We start from the raw sequence: 15,090 nt of genomic DNA on the forward strand, positions 1-15,090 counted from the left end.
CTAAGCCCAAAACCCCAGCGGGGTTAAATATGAATAGCCCCGGATTTTCATCCGGGGAATTCAGGCGATAAGTCAGCTGCCACAGGGATGCAACCAACCCTGTGTTCGTCCACAAATCCGGGGGATTCAGACATACAGGAACAACAAATGTCACCCTGTCGCCAGAAATAACCCATTAGTCCTTTCTTCTGTGCAACGACTGCCTTCTGTTTTGTATCTTTCCGACAAACACTTCAATACCCCCTTGACATGAAGAAACTTGTATGCTCGGCGATCCTGGCCGTAGCGGGGCTTTCTCAGCTACAGGCTCAGGATGTTTACTTTACCTCCTATCCTACCATCAGTCCCGACGCTAAAACGTTAGTTTTTACGTACGAAAACGACCTCTGGAAAACCGATCTGGCTACCGGAATCAGCACCCGCTTAACCGCCATGCAGGGTAGCGAGACACGGGCTCGTTTTTCTCCCGACGGCAAATGGCTGGCTTTCTCTGGAACGCAGTATGGGAACAATGACATTTACCTCATGCCCGCCGAAGGGGGTGAAATCCGTCAATTAACTTTTCACGACGGGAACGACGTCATGGATAGTTGGGGCTGGGATTCAAAAACCATTTACTTTGAATCAACGGCCTTCAATGGTGGGACGGCTTATACCATTTCCACCAGCGGCGGCACACCCAAACGCATTTTCGGGCATTACTTCAACCGCATTCACAGCGTTTCCGAGCACCCTTCTTCGGGAGAATTATTCTTTAATGATACCTGGGAAAGCGATAACCAGGCTTATCGCAAAGGATATAAAGGGGAATTTAATCCTGACATTCAGTCGTATAACCGTAAAACAAAAGCCTACAAACGCTATACGGATTACAACGGGAAGGATATGTGGGCGACCATTGACAAAGCGGGCAACGTATATTTCGTATCGGATGAAGCTAATGGGGAGTATAACCTGTATACCTTCGTGAATGGCAAAAAAACGGCTCTGACCTCTTTCAAAGAATCAGTGAAGCGTCCGCAGGTAAGTGCAAACGGGCAGAAAATTATTTTCGAGAGAGATTACCAGCTCTGGTCCTACGATATTGCCAGTAAGAAATCTGAAAAAGTAAAACTGAATATTTCCCGAAACTTTACCTTACCCAAAGCTCAGGATTTTATCGTGCAGGGAAATATTAACTTTTTCGACGTTTCCCCCGACGGTAAAAAAATGGCTTTCTCCTCTCGCGGAAAGTTATTCGTTTCGGATCTGGAAGGAAAGTACGTCAAGCAACTCAATACCCGGGTTGACGGTCGTGTACTGGAAGTAAAGTGGCTTTCGGATAACCGCACGCTGGTTTTCAACCAGACCGTGAATGGCTACCAAAATTACTTCAGCATTCCCGCCGATGGTAATGGAGATGAAAAAGCTCTCACTAACGACCTTCGCAGCAACCGTAATCTTTCCATTAACAAAGACCGGACGAAAGCCGTTTACCTGAGCGGTCGCGACGAAGTCCGCTTGCTGGATTTAAAAACATTCACGTCTAAAACGCTGGTTTCGAAAGAAGAAATCTGGGCCTTCCAGGATTCTTCGCCCATGTTTTCACCCAACGATGAATACATCGTTTTCACTTCACACCGAAACTTCGAGCAGGACATTTTCATCTACAAATTTGCGGATAACAAGACGTATAATCTGACTAATACGGGCGTTACGGAAGCGTCGCCTTACTGGTCGCCCGACGGAAAATACATCTATTTTGCCAGCAATCGCCTCAAGCCCTCTTATCCTTTTGGCATGCAAGACGCTCACATTTATCGAATGGCTCTGAGCAAAATTGAGGCTCCTTACCGTTCTGATAAGTTTGACGAGCTTTTCAAAAAGGACGATAAAAAGGAAACGAAGACGGATTCTTCTAAAACGACGGACAAGAAAACGAAAGAAGAAACCAAGCCCAAAGAAGAGCCTAAGAAAAAAGAAGAAGCCAAAAAGACGGAGCCGATTGTTATTGATTTTGAAGGATTAATGGATCGTCTGGAGCAAATCAGCCCGAATTTCGGCACGGCTTACGACCCTATTGTCATTCAGAAAGACTCGAAAACCTTCGTTCTCTACAGTTCCAATCACGATCAGGGCCGATCAAGCTGGTGGAAAACAACCCTCGAGCCTTTCGTTCCTACTAAAACTGAGAAGATCGAAGGTACTATGCGGGCTTCCGATTTCCTGGAAGCATCCGGCAAGTATTACCTGATTGTAAGCGGCAATATTCACAAACTCAATCTGGATGCCAATAAGGTTGATAAGATTGACATTCAGTATACCTTTCGCAAAAACTTCGCCGATGAATTCAAACAGATGTTTGAAGAAACCTGGGCGAACGTAGAGGAAAACTTCTACAACGAAACCTTCCACGGGGTAGACTGGAAAAGCCTTCGCACGAAATACGAAGCCTTCGTTCCCAGAGCTAATAACCGTACTGACTTTCGGATGTTGATGAACGACATGCTTGGTGAGCTGAATTCTTCCCACACGGGCTTCAGTAGTTTTGGTCCAGAAGAAACGAACTTCTACTCGACCCGCACGCTAACATCGGGTTTGATTTTTGAAGATGAAAATCCGTATCAGGTTAAAGCCATTGTCAAAGATTCACCCCTGGATAAACAGGACAAGGATGTTAAACCCGGGGATATTCTGGTAAAAGTGAATGGTGAAAAAGTGGACGCGAAACAAAACCGTGATTTTTACTTCCAGCAGCCATCCATGGACCAGGAAATGACCTTGACTTTGGAGCGAAACGGGAAGGCCATTGAGGTAAAAGTTCACCCCGAAAGTTCTGGTGCCTTAGTAGGACAGCTTTACGATGAATGGATTGACCAGAATCAGAAGTACGTCGATGCCAAATCCAAAAATCGAATCGCTTACGTTCACATGAAGAATATGGGCATGGATGAATACGAGAAATTCGTCATTGACATGACCCGAGACTGGAATCAGAAAGATGCTCTGATTATGGATTTACGTTATAATACGGGTGGTAATGTGCATGATCTGGTTCTGAATTTCCTCAGTCAGCGTCCTTATTTACAGTGGCAATACCGGGGCGGTGCCCGCTCGCCTCAACCCAACTTTAGCCCGTCGGGTAAACCCATCGTGATGCTGATTAATGAGCAATCGCTGAGTGATGCTGAAATGACCTCCGCAGGTTTCAAGGCTCTGAAACTGGGCAAACTGATCGGAACGGAAACCTATCGCTGGATTATCTTCACCTCGGGTAAAGGTCTTGTGGATGGTTCATTCTACCGCTTACCTTCCTGGGGTTGTTATACGCTCGATGGTAAAAACCTGGAGCGTGAAGGTGTTCAGCCCGATATTACCGTGCGGCAAACCTTCACCGACCGTCTGGACGGCAAAGAACCCCAACTCGACAAAGCCATCGAGGAAATTCTGAAAGAGTTGAAATAGCGTCTTGCGTTTAGGGTTTAGAGTTTTGTGTTTAGAGTTTTGTGTTTAGAGTTATGGAACCATCTTTATTTGAGAATTATTACTTCTAAACAGGAAGTATGGTGTGTTAAATTAAAATACACTCACAACTCTAAACTCACAACCCTAAACCGCGGCGGTGGCCGCTCAAACTCAAAACAGTTGTTATGCAATCATTACAAGGAAAAAAGGCTCTGGTTACCGGAGCCGGCAAAGGAATCGGAAAAGCCATTGCATTGGCTTTAGCGGCTGAAGGCGTTGACGTAGCTCTACTGGGACGCAATACGGCTAACCTGGAAGCTGTAGCGGCACAGGTAAAAGCTCAGGGCGTTCAGGCCGCCGTAGTTTCAGCTGATATCAGCGATCGCACTTCGGTAGAAATGGCGATCCATCAAATTCAAGACAGCTTCGGTGCGATTGATATTCTGATTAATAACGCTGGTATTGCTGCGTTCGGTAAATTTCTTGAACTGGAACCCGAAACCTGGGAAAACATTATTCAGGTAAACCTGATGGGCGTTTATTACGCAACGCGAGCCGTATTACCCGGCATGATTGAGCGTAAGTCCGGTGACATTATTAACATTTCTTCTACCGCAGGTCAACGGGGAGCAGCAGCAACGAGTGCCTACAGTGCTTCAAAATTTGCCGTTCTGGGCCTAACGGAATCGTTAATGCAGGAAGTTCGCAAGCATAACATCCGTGTGACGGCTTTAACGCCAAGCACGATTGCTACTGACATGGCTATCGAATTGAATTTGACAGATGGTAATCCTGAAAAGGTAATGCAGGCCGAAGATCTGGCAGAGCTGGTCATTGCTCACCTGAAACTCAATCGACGGACGTTCGTGAAAGAAGCCGGTCTGTGGTCGACTAATCCTTAACGATGTTTCTCTAAAAATCCCTTCGTTTTTTGTAAAACGAAGGGATTTTTGTTTGTTAACCTCCCAGATGAAAAATACTGTAGCGAAGCGACTTCATCGCTTCGCTACAGTATTTTTCCTAATTGCAGTCGCTCGGCTCTAGCCGAGTGACGACCTGGCTGTAGGCATCTGGCCGTCTGACTCAAAAAAGCCCAGGTAATTAAATGCTGATCTTATCCCAATCTATTTCAATACCACCCGGCCAGAGGCCTATCGTTATTTCGTCACTCGGCAGAGCCGAGCGACTGCGGGAACACCCCAGAAATGTAGAGACGCGACTTCATCGCGTCTGGGTAAGAGGCGGTTTTTATTACCTCTACATTATTTTTCATCGCCCGACTAGACGCTCCCACCCTGGCTAGTCACCTCCCACCCTGGCTGGTGTCCTCACCAGCCCTCAATAAAACTATAGTGGTTGGTGAGGACACCAACCACGGCGAATCGGTATGAGACCGTTTTATTATTCTACATTATTTTCATCGACCGGCCAGACGCGATGAAGTCGCGTCTCTACTTGATAACCACGCCGATCCATAATCGCTCTTATTTAAACGCAAATTCCTTCAGGAACTTCCAAGGCCCCTGATGGTATTCCCACAAGATTAACCCCTGAGCAGTAATCGCAAAAGGCTCAAAGGTCTCCTCTAATTGAGCAGCCAGTTGCTTCGCTTCTTCCGGGCTTACTTTATTCTGCACGGTAATATGCGGCCATAACCCTTGCTGATCCTGTGGAATCAGAAATTCCTTCCAACTTTTCTGAAGCTGTTTATGTAAAGTTTTGAGCGTATTACTTTCCACTCGAAAGGCAACTCCTTTGCCAATCATTTTTACTTCACTCACCTGCATTTCGAAGGCTTCTCTTTGGGTGACCTTAAGTAAAGTATCCTCTATGCCAGGGTCAGCATTCGGTAACTGATGAAATAAGGATAAATGAGCATTCAGATAGTTCTTTTCTACTGGAAAATATCTTTTTCGTAGGTCATCAAAATACGTCTGTGACATTGGGTCTAGCTTGACCGTCAGGATCAATGGAATGGATTCATTCATCATTTAATAATTACTGGAATGATTTATTAGTACTTAGTTTTTAAACAAATAATAAGACCAATGAAAAAAGGAGATAAAGTAAGCTGGAAGTGGGGAAATGGGAAGGCTCACGGAACGATTGATTCCGTACATAAAGAAACGTATGAAAAGACCATCAAAGGCGAGAAAATAACCCGACACGGCACAGATGACAATCCGGCTTTGGTTATTAAACAGGAAGATGGCGATCTGGTGCTGAAACTGGCCTCAGAAGTCAGTAAAGGGGAATAATCTCTTTTCTCTTATAAACTGGAATGGATTTTTAACGTATATATTTCATTAACTTCTTGTTCACATATCCCTTTACCCTTATGAAAACATTACAAAACTCTCGCCTGTCTATCTACGTTATTCTCGCAACCTTAATGGTAAGTTTAACCAGTTGCGAAGCCATTAAAGGTATTTTTAAAGCCGGTGTTTGGAGCGGTATCATCCTGGTCGTTTTGGGCGTTGCTCTGGTGATCTGGGTTGTTTCAAAACTCTTCGGTGGTAGCCGTTAATTTCCTTTTCTGACATAAATAATAAAAGCCCTGAATCTCAACTATTCAGGGCTTTTATTATTTACTGGCTATAATTTTAGCTTGTACATCCGAAAAGGATACTCTACTTTATTCTTTCCTTCATTAAACTTTGCTAATCGCTGATACTGAGCTGCGGTAACGTATAAATAGCCATCCGGGCCAATAGCATAGCTATCGGGCCATAACAACCGATCGTCCTGAACAAGCGTTTCGAATTGCTTGCGTTTGGCATTATACCGATGCAGCGTTTTCTTTTCCGAATCACCCATGTAAACATTTCCCGCTTTGTCCGCAAACATACCATGGGAAATTCCTGCCACACCTACGGTCTCTACTTTAGCTTTCAACTGCTCCGCCGATAACGAAGCATCCGCCAGAGCCGCCGTTGGAATTCGGAATAATTTGGTTTGCGTGATGGGTCGGTAATAGAAGTATTCGCCCGCCAGAGCAATGCCATTCACGTTACTACTGAAAGGCTTTCCTGACTGATCTTTTACTTCAATGCCATCAATGTGCAAATGATAAGTAGGGTCGGCCGTGGTTGAAGCGTCTTTTTCCAGTAGCGTTCGGCTTTTGCCCGTTTTTAAATCCAGCACCACAAGGGCTGCCCGGCTAGGATCAGATAAATACGCCAGATTCCGTTTGGTATCGACATTCAAATCATTAAGTCCGGTTTTGCTACGGGGCAAATCTTCAAATCGATAAATGCGTTCAATCTGGTTCGTAGCCAGGTTAATTTTCAATAGCTTGATTCCCTCCGCAATCGACTTTCCAAAATCAGGATTGGCTGGATCTAAAGCCCATAAAGTGTTGGTATCATCAATGAAAACTGCCTGTAAGCTGACGAAACGATCCTGTACATGCGTAGTATCCCAGGTATTCCACTCCTGATTGGGATAGGGCACTTCCGAGCCGTCAGCCTTAATTTCAATCAAGGCATTTTTATAATCATTGGACCATTTGGGGAACGTTACAAAGGTTCGGCCCTCCTTTGAGATAGCCAGGCCCACGGGTTGATATTTCCCAAATTGATGAGCTTCTTCGAGCTTATTTTTAGTGGATTGAGCCAGGGCTGTACTGCTCAATAAGACCCCCGCTCCCCACCAAAGCAATTGCTTTTTCATAAGAATGATGAACTTTTAGTCGATAAATTTCAGCGGCAAACTAATTTAGATAATGATGTATCGTTGATGAGGACTGCTGGAAACGTTCTTCTATACCGTTTACTAACCAAAACACGAGTACCAACCGCCGGGGCTAACCCGTGGAATTGATTTTATGTTTGAAAGAAAACTTCAAAACCTCTCTAACCCATCTAACACATAAACTAGATTAAAATATCATGGCAGAAAAACGTGAAGTGTGGTTACGCGGTCCCCTACCCGATATGCCCATTTTATTACAGCCTGTAGCTCATGCCTTGCTTCAGGCTCGGGAAGAACTAGCTGAACTCACCCAGGATTTTCCTTCGGTTCGTCTCTGGGAGCGTCCTTCTGAACTGGCTTCACCCGGTTTTCACCTGCAACACCTGACGGGCGTTCTTGATCGCCTGTACACCTATGCTCGCGGCGAAGCCCTTACGGAAACGCAACTGGAATACCTCAGGGCTGAAGGCCTGGCAACCGATGTACGTACGGAAGAGCTGGTGCAGCGTTTTAATACTCAGGTAGAAAAAGCGTTGGAACAACTTCGCCAGACCCATCCCGATCAACTGACCCAGGTACGTGGCGTGGGCCGGGCTCAGTTGCCTTCTACCGTACTTGGTCTTTATGTTCATTCGGCAGAGCATACCATGCGACATGTAGGCCAGTTACTCGTGACCATTCGTGTGTTATCTTAAACCTCTTTACCCATGAAAGCAATCATAGTTACCCAAGCTGGTGGCCCGGAAGTATTGCAACTAGCCGAACGCCCTTCGCCACAACCCGTCGAAAATCAGGTAGTTATTAAAGTAGAAGCGGCGGGCCTCAACCGGGCCGACGTTATGATGCGGCAGGGTAAGTACGGCAAGCCAGAAGATACTCCAGAAATTCTGGGTCTGGAAGTAGCCGGAACGATCTGTGCCTGCGGGCCGAAAGTAACCCACTGGAAGAAAGGGGATCGGGCGTGTGCCCTGATTCGTGGCGGGGGTTACGCTGAGTATGCCGTAGCCGATTTCCGTCATTGCTTACCCATTCCCGAAAACGTCTCGATGATAGAAGCGGCGGGCTTACCCGAAACCGTATTAACCGTCTGGAGTAATGTTTTCCAGCGAATGCGGGTACAAACGGGAGAAACCCTGCTCATTCAGGGAGGTACCAGCGGCATTGGCTTAACGGCTATTCAATTAGCTCGGGCCTTTGGCGTTCGGGTGTTTGCCACAGCAGGGTCCGACGAAAAATGTGCCTTTGCCCAAAGCTGGGGAGCCGAGCGTTGCATCAACTATAAAACCCAGGATTTTGAAAAGGAGCTAGCTCCCATCGGTGTTGACGCAATTCTGGATTACATTGGTGGCGATTACACGGCTAAACACCTGCGAATTCTTAAACCGGAAGGTCGCCTCTGCTGGCTGGCGGGAATGGAAGGCGTCAAATCCACGATTAACATCATGGATATTATGACGAAACGGCTGAGCCTAACCGGCAGCACACTTTCGCCCCGTACCGACGATTTCAAGGCCCAGTTAACTGCCGATGTGGAAATGCGGGTCTGGCCGCTGGTGGCTCAGGGGAAGTTGAAAACGCACGTTTCCAAAACTTTTCCACTGGAACAGGCTGCTGAAGCTCATACGTATATGGAAGAGGGTGGACACATTGGAAAGATCATTCTTACGATCTAAATCGTTAATACCTTTTCAAAAATCCCGTCAGAATCATTACTGACGGGATTTTTGTCTATTATATTTGATCGAATAAATCAATAACCTCTACACATTCATGAATCGTCGGACTTTCGTCTCGTCTACACTAATGGCGGGTACTGCTGCCGTGGCAGAACCTTTTTCTACTTCCGCTGACACCACAAGTTATTTCGAATTACGGGTTTACGAACTGAAAGGGAATGCTCAGGAAAATTATCTAAAGTCGGCCCTGGTGCCAGCCCTTAACCGCCAGGGAATTAAAAATGTGGGCGTGTTTCGGGAATTAGGAAAAGGCGAACCCCCACTTTTATACGTGCTAATTCCCTACCCTTCAATCAACGCTTTTGCTGAAGTAAATAGTCGCTTATCTCAGGATTCGGAGTACCAGAAAGCCAGCGAAAGCTACCGGAATTTGTTACCTGACCGAGCCTCTTACGCTCGTTATAAATCTTCTTTCATGCAGGCTTTTTCGGGATTTCCCCAACTGGCTGTGCCTAAAAACGAAAGTCGGATTTTTGAATTAAGAACCTATGAGGGCTTTAGCCAAGACGCCGTTCGCCGCAAAATTGCAATGTTCAACGACGCTGAGATTCAGGTCTTTAATAAGGTAGGATTAACGCCCGTATTTTTTGGTGAAGTGAAAATTGGCGATTCCCTGCCTTGTCTGACGTACTTACTAACCTTTCCATCCATGGAAGTAAGGGACGCTAACTGGAAGAAATTCGGTAACGATGCCGACTGGAAACGAATCTCCGGTCTTCCCGAATACGCCAATACGGTGTCCAGAATTCAACGCGTATTTCTGGAGCCCGTCGCTTTTTCTCAAATTTAAGCGAGGATTTAAAATATATAATCGTGGCTTTTGAAACTTTGAGGGATTGGGTCCCTCCCTTCGCTGTGTGGCAGGCTTGAGGGATAACGGCAGGTAGGAACCTGCCTTATCACTGGAGCGAGATTCCATCTCGCTCCAGTGATTGCAAATAGTAATTTCTCCTAAGTGTCATATTGAACGAAGTGAGAGACCTTCTGTAGAATGGAGCGGTTCTGAGTTTGTTAACGTTCCCTTAAAACCAAGTAGGTTCGTAAATTCACATAAGTTCCTTCGCTTCGCTCTGGATAACAGGGAAAGGGAAATACGTTATGGCTGCCAGCAAAAAAGCTGGCCGGGTTACGCTGGCAGAGGAAAAGTAAAAGGGCACCTGATGATTAGGTGCCCTTTTGCTTTGATGTGGAGGCTCGGTAGATAAATGAACTATCTAACGTAGAAATAGACAAACACATGGTTTCTCTATTTTATATAGGTAGTAGAGACTACCTATATCTCATTCCAGATGATGTAATCTTTTAAGCTAGCTAATAAATCTATTATTCTCTGATTGCTAGCAGCGGAAGAATTAACGGCGAAAGGCATACAGATAGGGGTAAGTTTTCAGCTGAAAACTTACCCCTATCTGTATGCCTTTCATATTTTAAAGTTACGATCTAAACCTTGAACAGGAATTAAATATTTAAAACTACTTTTAATCTTTCGTTAAAATGCTTTATATAGTATATATTTTGATAGGTTTGTATTTCTTTCTTAATAGATTTATATTCTATAATTCGTTATCCTTCATCCTATGAATAATCTTTACCCTAGCTACTCTGCCAATAATTTTCATTTTATGAGATTTATGGCGGCATCTTCTGTCATTATAGGACATGGCTATAATTTAAACGGCCTTCCAGATATTTTAGAAACTAAAAGTCTTGGTTTATTTCCTACCGGACAAATTGCAGTCTACACATTTTTTGTTATTAGTGGATATTGCATTCTTCAAAGCAAAGTTACCAGCGATTCAGAGTGGTCTTACTTACTTAAACGAGTAATTAGAATTTTCCCTGGCTTAGCCGTATCTCTCTTTTTTACGGTATTTATTATTGGCACCATTTGCACGGAAGAATCTATTTATCAGTATCTTACCAATAGAAATACCTATCGCTATTTCAAAAATATAAAGTTATTCCCATTCGCTCCGACTGTATTACCGGGCGTCTTTACCCACAATGCTCATTTAGAAGCCAATGGTTCATTATGGACCTTGGCTTATGAGTTTACTATGTACATTTTTGTCATTATTGCTGCTTTTCTTTTCCGAAATCGATGGCGTTTATTCACAACTACCTTTGTGGTATTTTTCATTTGCTACTGTATTTTTAGTGAATACTTTTCAGAAAGTCGCTTAATTCCTTTTATTAATTTGTCTTTATATCATACTATAAATTTTGGTATCTATTTTGCTTTGGGAATGTTATTCTATATTCATAAAGACTTGATTTCATTAAATAAATGGGGAGCGGTTTTTGCTTTAGTAGTATGGTTAGGGATGTATCCCCTTGCTTCAATAAAAGGTTATTTTCCTTTAGTTGCCATTAATTGGGTTCGTTATTTTAGCTTATCTTACCTAGTTATGTACTTATCTTCCATAAAAGGTTTTTTAAATAGTTTTGGCAATAATGGGGATCTCTCTTATGGCATTTATATTTACTCATTCCCTATTCAACAGATGATTGTTGTGTTTTGGGGTTCTTCGCTAGAAGTTTACCAACAGATTTTACTGGCCTACGCCTTGGCTGTCCCTTTAGCGTGGTTATCTTGGAATTTCGTAGAAAAGCCTATTCTTAAGTATAAAACACTTCTGAAAAAGCAACCAGATTCGCTCGTAGTAGAACAAGTGCCTGCTCAATTATGATAATTTTCCTGATTCGTTCTTCTTAGCAGAAATAATGATTGCTGAGAATGCTTTGATCAAATGCCTCTAATAAATATTTACACTAATTTTTATAAGTAAAGAAGCGGGACTTTCTCAAGTCCCGCTTCTTTACTTTAGCTATAAAATAACCTTACTTCAATAACTCAATCAATGCTTCGGCGGTAACTTTCTGTTGCTCACCAGTAGTCATATTTTTTAGGGTTAACTCCCCCGTTTCCATTTCGGTTGAACCGATTAATACCACAAAAGGAATTTTCTTACGGTCGGCGTAATCAAGCTGTTTTTTAAGCTTGGCAGAATCAGGGTATAATTCGGCATTGATACCTGCCTGACGAGCTTTTTGTAATAAAGGCAATGAATACATCTCTGCCTGAGCGTCGAAATTAGTGAAAAGAACCTTCGTCGTTACACGTTGATTCTCGGGGAAGAGTTTCAGTTCTTCCATCACATCATAAATCCGGTCTACTCCCAGCGAAATACCAACGCCCGACAGATTAGGCACGCCAAAAGCAGCCGTCAGGTTATCGTAACGCCCTCCGCCTGAGATACTACCTATCTGAACGCCATTGGCTTTTACTTCGAAAATAGCTCCGGTGTAATAACTTAACCCCCGAGCCAGGGTAATATCGAGTTGAATCTGGTTTTCCGGGAGCCCCATCGTGCGAACCATCTGCCATAGCGTTTCCAGTTCCTGCACGCCTTTCATTCCTACCTCAGAGCTTTGCAACCAGCTTTTCAAACTGGCAAAAGTTTCTTCATTAGAAGTCAGGCTGCTGAATAGAGGTTGCAGTTTATCGATCGAATCGTTTGAAATTCCTCTTTCCCGCAACTCTTCCTCTACCTTTTCTTTACCTACCTTATCCAGTTTATCAATCGCCACGAACAAAGTCGTTTCCATGCCAGCTACGCCAATTACTTCCGCAATTCCACTTAGAATTTTACGGTTGTTAATCTTGATCGTGAAGTTTTCGATGGAAAGTCCCTGAAAAATTTCGTGCAACATCGCTACGATCTCGGCTTCGCAAAGCAAGGAATCCGTACCTACAATGTCAGCATCACACTGATAAAACTCCCGGTAACGTCCTTTTTGCGGACGGTCGGCCCGCCAGACGGGCTGTAATTGGTAACGTTTAAAAGGAAAGGTTAACTCACCCCGATTCATCACCACGTAACGGGCAAAGGGCACCGTCAGGTCATAACGCAGGCCTTTCTCGGCAATTTTTGGAGTTAACTTCTTATAGCCTTCTTCCAGATCGGAAGGCTGAATTTTTTCAGAAAAATTACCCGAATTCAGTACTTTAAATAACAGTTGGTCGCCTTCTTCGCCGTATTTACCCATCAGCACCGAGAGATTTTCCAGCGTGGGTGTTTCCAGCGGCTGAAAACCATATTTCTGAAACGTACGACGGATGGTATCAAAGATAAAATTCCGCTTCACCATCTGCTCTGGACCAAAATCGCGGGTCCCTCGGGGAAGGCTGGGTTTTTGTATACTCATGATGGTATGGATGCCGGAAGCAGGGGAAATCTCCCGAATAAAAGCTAAATGAATGATTTGATGCTGCAAAAATAGTAGGGAAAGCCCTTTACTTCCGTATTAATCTAAATTTCCTTGATATTTCGGAGGAATGAGATTTGACATTTGCCGAAAAACCAGTATTTTTGCGGCTCATTTTAGGTTCTGAGTATGAGAATCAGGTATTCCTGGATTACTCGAACCGGTAACCAGTAATACCAAACTTCCAAAATCATGGGTGTATCACAACTGAAACGCAAGGATCGCAGAAATAAGGCTATCGCGAATAACAAAGTAACGACGATCAAACGCCTTACACTGAAACCTACTATCAAGAAAGTAGACGTAGAAGCAATCAAAGCTTCTTTCGAAAAGAAATAAGTAGTTAACACAATGGTTAACTTAATTTTCTGGAACCCTGCTACGATTGTTTAGCAGGGTTTTCTTTTGTAGCTTCTTTAGGTTTCTCCTTATCCGGGTTTTGTTGCTTGGTCCGTTGCGTTTTCTTCTTGACGATCATCGCCTTGGGTTTGGCAAACAATCGCCGATTTTTTCGAATAAAACGACGCATCTCCCGTCGGGTGTCCATCCGGGTACGAATTCGCAACGCGTTTCCGTACATGATAAACCCGGTAATCATCAATACCAGGGCATAAATTCCCAACAGAAACCAGCGGTTAAAGACCTCCCCCGCCGCCTGAAGCCAAACCGCCCGAACCAGCACTATGATCCCATAGCTGGATAAAATCATACTAAAAACAGACAGCAAAATCCACTTGGTCCGCAAACTCATGTGCTTGACGAGTTGCCTTCCGGGTGCCTTTTTATTTTCAATAACTTTCATAACCTTAAGGACATATTTATGAGTACCAGGAGGATCGTATGATCCATCAAAACAGAACCCTAACTTTTTTAATTCCTACTAAGCTTATCGCTGCTTAAACGTTTTCTGTTTCTGAACAGGCCTATCGTATATAACCGAATTTTTATATTTTTATACCAAAAATGTACCAAAAAATCCTTTTTTTTTGAAAAATTAGCTATATACGAATCTGTTGGCGTAATTTCCAGCCACAATCTTACTTTCAAATTTTGTATTGACCAATGCAGATCGCTCAAAAGCTAACACTCTCGCTGTGTTTATCATTAACTGCCCTGGGTTATGTTTCAGCCCAGGACCAACGAGCTGTCAAGAAAAACTACCTCGTTAAACCTGAAGAAACTGAGTTCTGGGACCCCGAAATTCCAACGGTAACTCCCGGAAAAGCTTACGGTATTCCCCCATCCGACGCCATTGTTCTCTTTGATGGTAAAAATCTGGATAACTGGGTTTCTGTAAAAGATGGCAGCCCCGCCAAGTGGGAAGTAAAAGACGGTGCTTTTACGGTTGTGAAAGGTGCCGGTAATATCTCCACCAAGCAGGATTTCCAGGATTACCAACTCCACATCGAATGGCGTTCGCCTAACGAACCCGAAACACTAAAAAGTCAGGGTAAAGGAAACAGCGGTATTTTCATGCAGGGTATGTATGAAGTTCAGGTGCTGAATAGCTACCAGAACCGCTCCTATCGTAACGGTCAGGCCGGGTCGATTTACAAACAAACGGCTCCGATGATTAACCCTATTCGTCCGATGGGTGAATGGAATACCTACGATATTATTTATACGGCCCCCCGCTTTAACCAGAATGGTGGCGTGGAGACCCCTCCTTACGTAACGGTAATTTTCAACGGCATTGTTGTACAGAACCACACGAAAATTCAGGGTTCAACGGAATACATTGGAGCTCCTAAAAATGTCCCTCACGGCAAAGGCCCCATCAGTTTACAGGATCATGGCAATGCCGTAAGCTTCCGCAACATCTGGATTCGGGAGTTATAAGCCTTCCATTCGTTATAGACCTAAGGGTAGAGCGTGGCTCTACCCTTTTTTATTTGCCAGCCAGTCAAACATCCGCAGATAACGCAGATGTCTTATCTTTGCCGACTAT

General features: G+C 44.1%; 14 protein-coding genes. 10 read left to right on the top strand and 4 right to left on the bottom strand.

The window, feature by feature from the left end; genetic code table 11:
* Positions 1–249: 249 nt before the first annotated feature.
* Entirely contained in the window at positions 250–3,444 is a 3,195-nt protein-coding gene (locus QE390_RS18540; protein WP_307143269.1) for a S41 family peptidase, read from the top strand.
* A gap of 185 nt (positions 3,445–3,629) precedes the next feature.
* Complete coding sequence (locus tag QE390_RS18545; RefSeq protein WP_307143270.1) at positions 3,630–4,346, top strand: 3-ketoacyl-ACP reductase; 717 nt, start codon at positions 3,630–3,632, stop codon at positions 4,344–4,346.
* A gap of 582 nt (positions 4,347–4,928) precedes the next feature.
* Here QE390_RS18545 and QE390_RS18550 read toward each other — a convergent pair.
* Entirely contained in the window at positions 4,929–5,435 is a 507-nt protein-coding gene (locus QE390_RS18550) for a 2'-5' RNA ligase family protein (RefSeq protein WP_307143271.1), read from the bottom strand.
* A 57-nt stretch (positions 5,436–5,492) separates the two neighbouring features.
* Between QE390_RS18550 and QE390_RS18555 the strand changes: the two genes are divergently transcribed.
* Positions 5,493–5,702: a DUF2945 domain-containing protein gene (locus QE390_RS18555; protein WP_106638205.1), complete on the top strand. Its 210-nt coding sequence runs from the start codon at positions 5,493–5,495 to the stop codon at positions 5,700–5,702.
* 80 nt (positions 5,703–5,782) lie between these two features.
* The gene (locus QE390_RS18560) at positions 5,783–5,971 is read left to right on the top strand and encodes a hypothetical protein (RefSeq protein ID WP_307143272.1); all 189 of its coding nucleotides are present in this window, start codon (positions 5,783–5,785) and stop codon (positions 5,969–5,971) included.
* A gap of 68 nt (positions 5,972–6,039) precedes the next feature.
* Here the strand turns inward: QE390_RS18560 and QE390_RS18565 are convergent, their stop codons facing one another.
* Positions 6,040–7,116, bottom strand: coding sequence for an L-dopachrome tautomerase-related protein (locus QE390_RS18565; RefSeq protein ID WP_307143273.1), 1,077 nt, complete (start codon positions 7,114–7,116; stop codon positions 6,040–6,042).
* 218 nt (positions 7,117–7,334) lie between these two features.
* On the opposite strand from QE390_RS18565, the gene QE390_RS18570 reads away from it, so the two are divergent.
* The 4 genes from QE390_RS18570 (at position 7,335) to QE390_RS18585 (ending at position 11,563) form a co-directional block, all read left to right on the top strand.
* A complete protein-coding gene (locus QE390_RS18570) occupies positions 7,335–7,832 on the top strand; it encodes a DinB family protein (RefSeq protein ID WP_307143274.1) in 498 nt (165 codons plus the stop codon).
* Positions 7,833–7,844: 12 nt separating this feature from the next.
* A complete protein-coding gene (locus tag QE390_RS18575; protein WP_307143275.1) occupies positions 7,845–8,810 on the top strand; it encodes an NAD(P)H-quinone oxidoreductase in 966 nt (321 codons plus the stop codon).
* A 97-nt stretch (positions 8,811–8,907) separates the two neighbouring features.
* On the top strand, positions 8,908–9,663 hold the full coding sequence (locus QE390_RS18580) for an NIPSNAP family protein (RefSeq protein ID WP_307143276.1): 756 nt from the start codon (positions 8,908–8,910) through the stop codon (positions 9,661–9,663).
* A gap of 787 nt (positions 9,664–10,450) precedes the next feature.
* On the top strand, positions 10,451–11,563 hold the full coding sequence (locus tag QE390_RS18585) for an acyltransferase (RefSeq protein ID WP_307143277.1): 1,113 nt from the start codon (positions 10,451–10,453) through the stop codon (positions 11,561–11,563).
* A gap of 151 nt (positions 11,564–11,714) precedes the next feature.
* Here QE390_RS18585 and hisS read toward each other — a convergent pair whose 3' ends face one another.
* Positions 11,715–13,076 carry a histidine--tRNA ligase gene (hisS, locus tag QE390_RS18590; protein ID WP_307143555.1) on the bottom strand — a complete coding sequence of 454 codons (1,362 nt, stop codon included), beginning with the start codon at positions 13,074–13,076 and terminating at the stop codon, positions 11,715–11,717.
* Positions 13,077–13,334: 258 nt separating this feature from the next.
* On the opposite strand from hisS, the gene QE390_RS18595 reads away from it, so the two are divergent.
* Positions 13,335–13,481 carry a hypothetical protein gene (locus QE390_RS18595; RefSeq protein WP_198555320.1) on the top strand — a complete coding sequence of 49 codons (147 nt, stop codon included), beginning with the start codon at positions 13,335–13,337 and terminating at the stop codon, positions 13,479–13,481.
* Between the two features lie 40 nt (positions 13,482–13,521).
* On the opposite strand, the gene QE390_RS18600 is transcribed toward QE390_RS18595, so the two are convergent.
* The gene (locus tag QE390_RS18600; protein WP_157830455.1) at positions 13,522–13,944 is read right to left on the bottom strand and encodes a hypothetical protein; all 423 of its coding nucleotides are present in this window, start codon (positions 13,942–13,944) and stop codon (positions 13,522–13,524) included.
* A 260-nt stretch (positions 13,945–14,204) separates the two neighbouring features.
* Between QE390_RS18600 and QE390_RS18605 the strand changes: the two genes are divergently transcribed.
* Complete coding sequence (locus tag QE390_RS18605; protein ID WP_106638211.1) at positions 14,205–14,981, top strand: DUF1080 domain-containing protein; 777 nt, start codon at positions 14,205–14,207, stop codon at positions 14,979–14,981.
* Positions 14,982–15,090: the final 109 nt, after the last annotated feature.

Source organism: Siphonobacter sp. SORGH_AS_1065, from assembly GCF_030818595.1.
GTDB lineage: Bacteria > Bacteroidota > Bacteroidia > Cytophagales > Spirosomataceae > Siphonobacter.

Bases quoted from the DNA above. Each gene is read 5' to 3' on its own strand.
- QE390_RS18540 (WP_307143269.1), top strand. From the start codon at position 250: ATGAAGAAACTTGTATGCTCGGCGATCCTGGCCGTAGCGGGGCTTTCT.
- QE390_RS18545 (WP_307143270.1), top strand. From the start codon at position 3,630: ATGCAATCATTACAAGGAAAAAAGGCTCTGGTTACCGGAGCCGGCAAA.
- QE390_RS18550 (WP_307143271.1), bottom strand. From the start codon at position 5,435: ATGATGAATGAATCCATTCCATTGATCCTGACGGTCAAGCTAGACCCA.
- QE390_RS18555 (WP_106638205.1), top strand. From the start codon at position 5,493: ATGAAAAAAGGAGATAAAGTAAGCTGGAAGTGGGGAAATGGGAAGGCT.
- QE390_RS18560 (WP_307143272.1), top strand. From the start codon at position 5,783: ATGAAAACATTACAAAACTCTCGCCTGTCTATCTACGTTATTCTCGCA.
- QE390_RS18565 (WP_307143273.1), bottom strand. From the start codon at position 7,116: ATGAAAAAGCAATTGCTTTGGTGGGGAGCGGGGGTCTTATTGAGCAGT.
- QE390_RS18570 (WP_307143274.1), top strand. From the start codon at position 7,335: ATGGCAGAAAAACGTGAAGTGTGGTTACGCGGTCCCCTACCCGATATG.
- QE390_RS18575 (WP_307143275.1), top strand. From the start codon at position 7,845: ATGAAAGCAATCATAGTTACCCAAGCTGGTGGCCCGGAAGTATTGCAA.
- QE390_RS18580 (WP_307143276.1), top strand. From the start codon at position 8,908: ATGAATCGTCGGACTTTCGTCTCGTCTACACTAATGGCGGGTACTGCT.
- QE390_RS18585 (WP_307143277.1), top strand. From the start codon at position 10,451: ATGAATAATCTTTACCCTAGCTACTCTGCCAATAATTTTCATTTTATG.
- QE390_RS18595 (WP_198555320.1), top strand. From the start codon at position 13,335: ATGGGTGTATCACAACTGAAACGCAAGGATCGCAGAAATAAGGCTATC.
- QE390_RS18600 (WP_157830455.1), bottom strand. From the start codon at position 13,944: ATGAAAGTTATTGAAAATAAAAAGGCACCCGGAAGGCAACTCGTCAAG.
- QE390_RS18605 (WP_106638211.1), top strand. From the start codon at position 14,205: ATGCAGATCGCTCAAAAGCTAACACTCTCGCTGTGTTTATCATTAACT.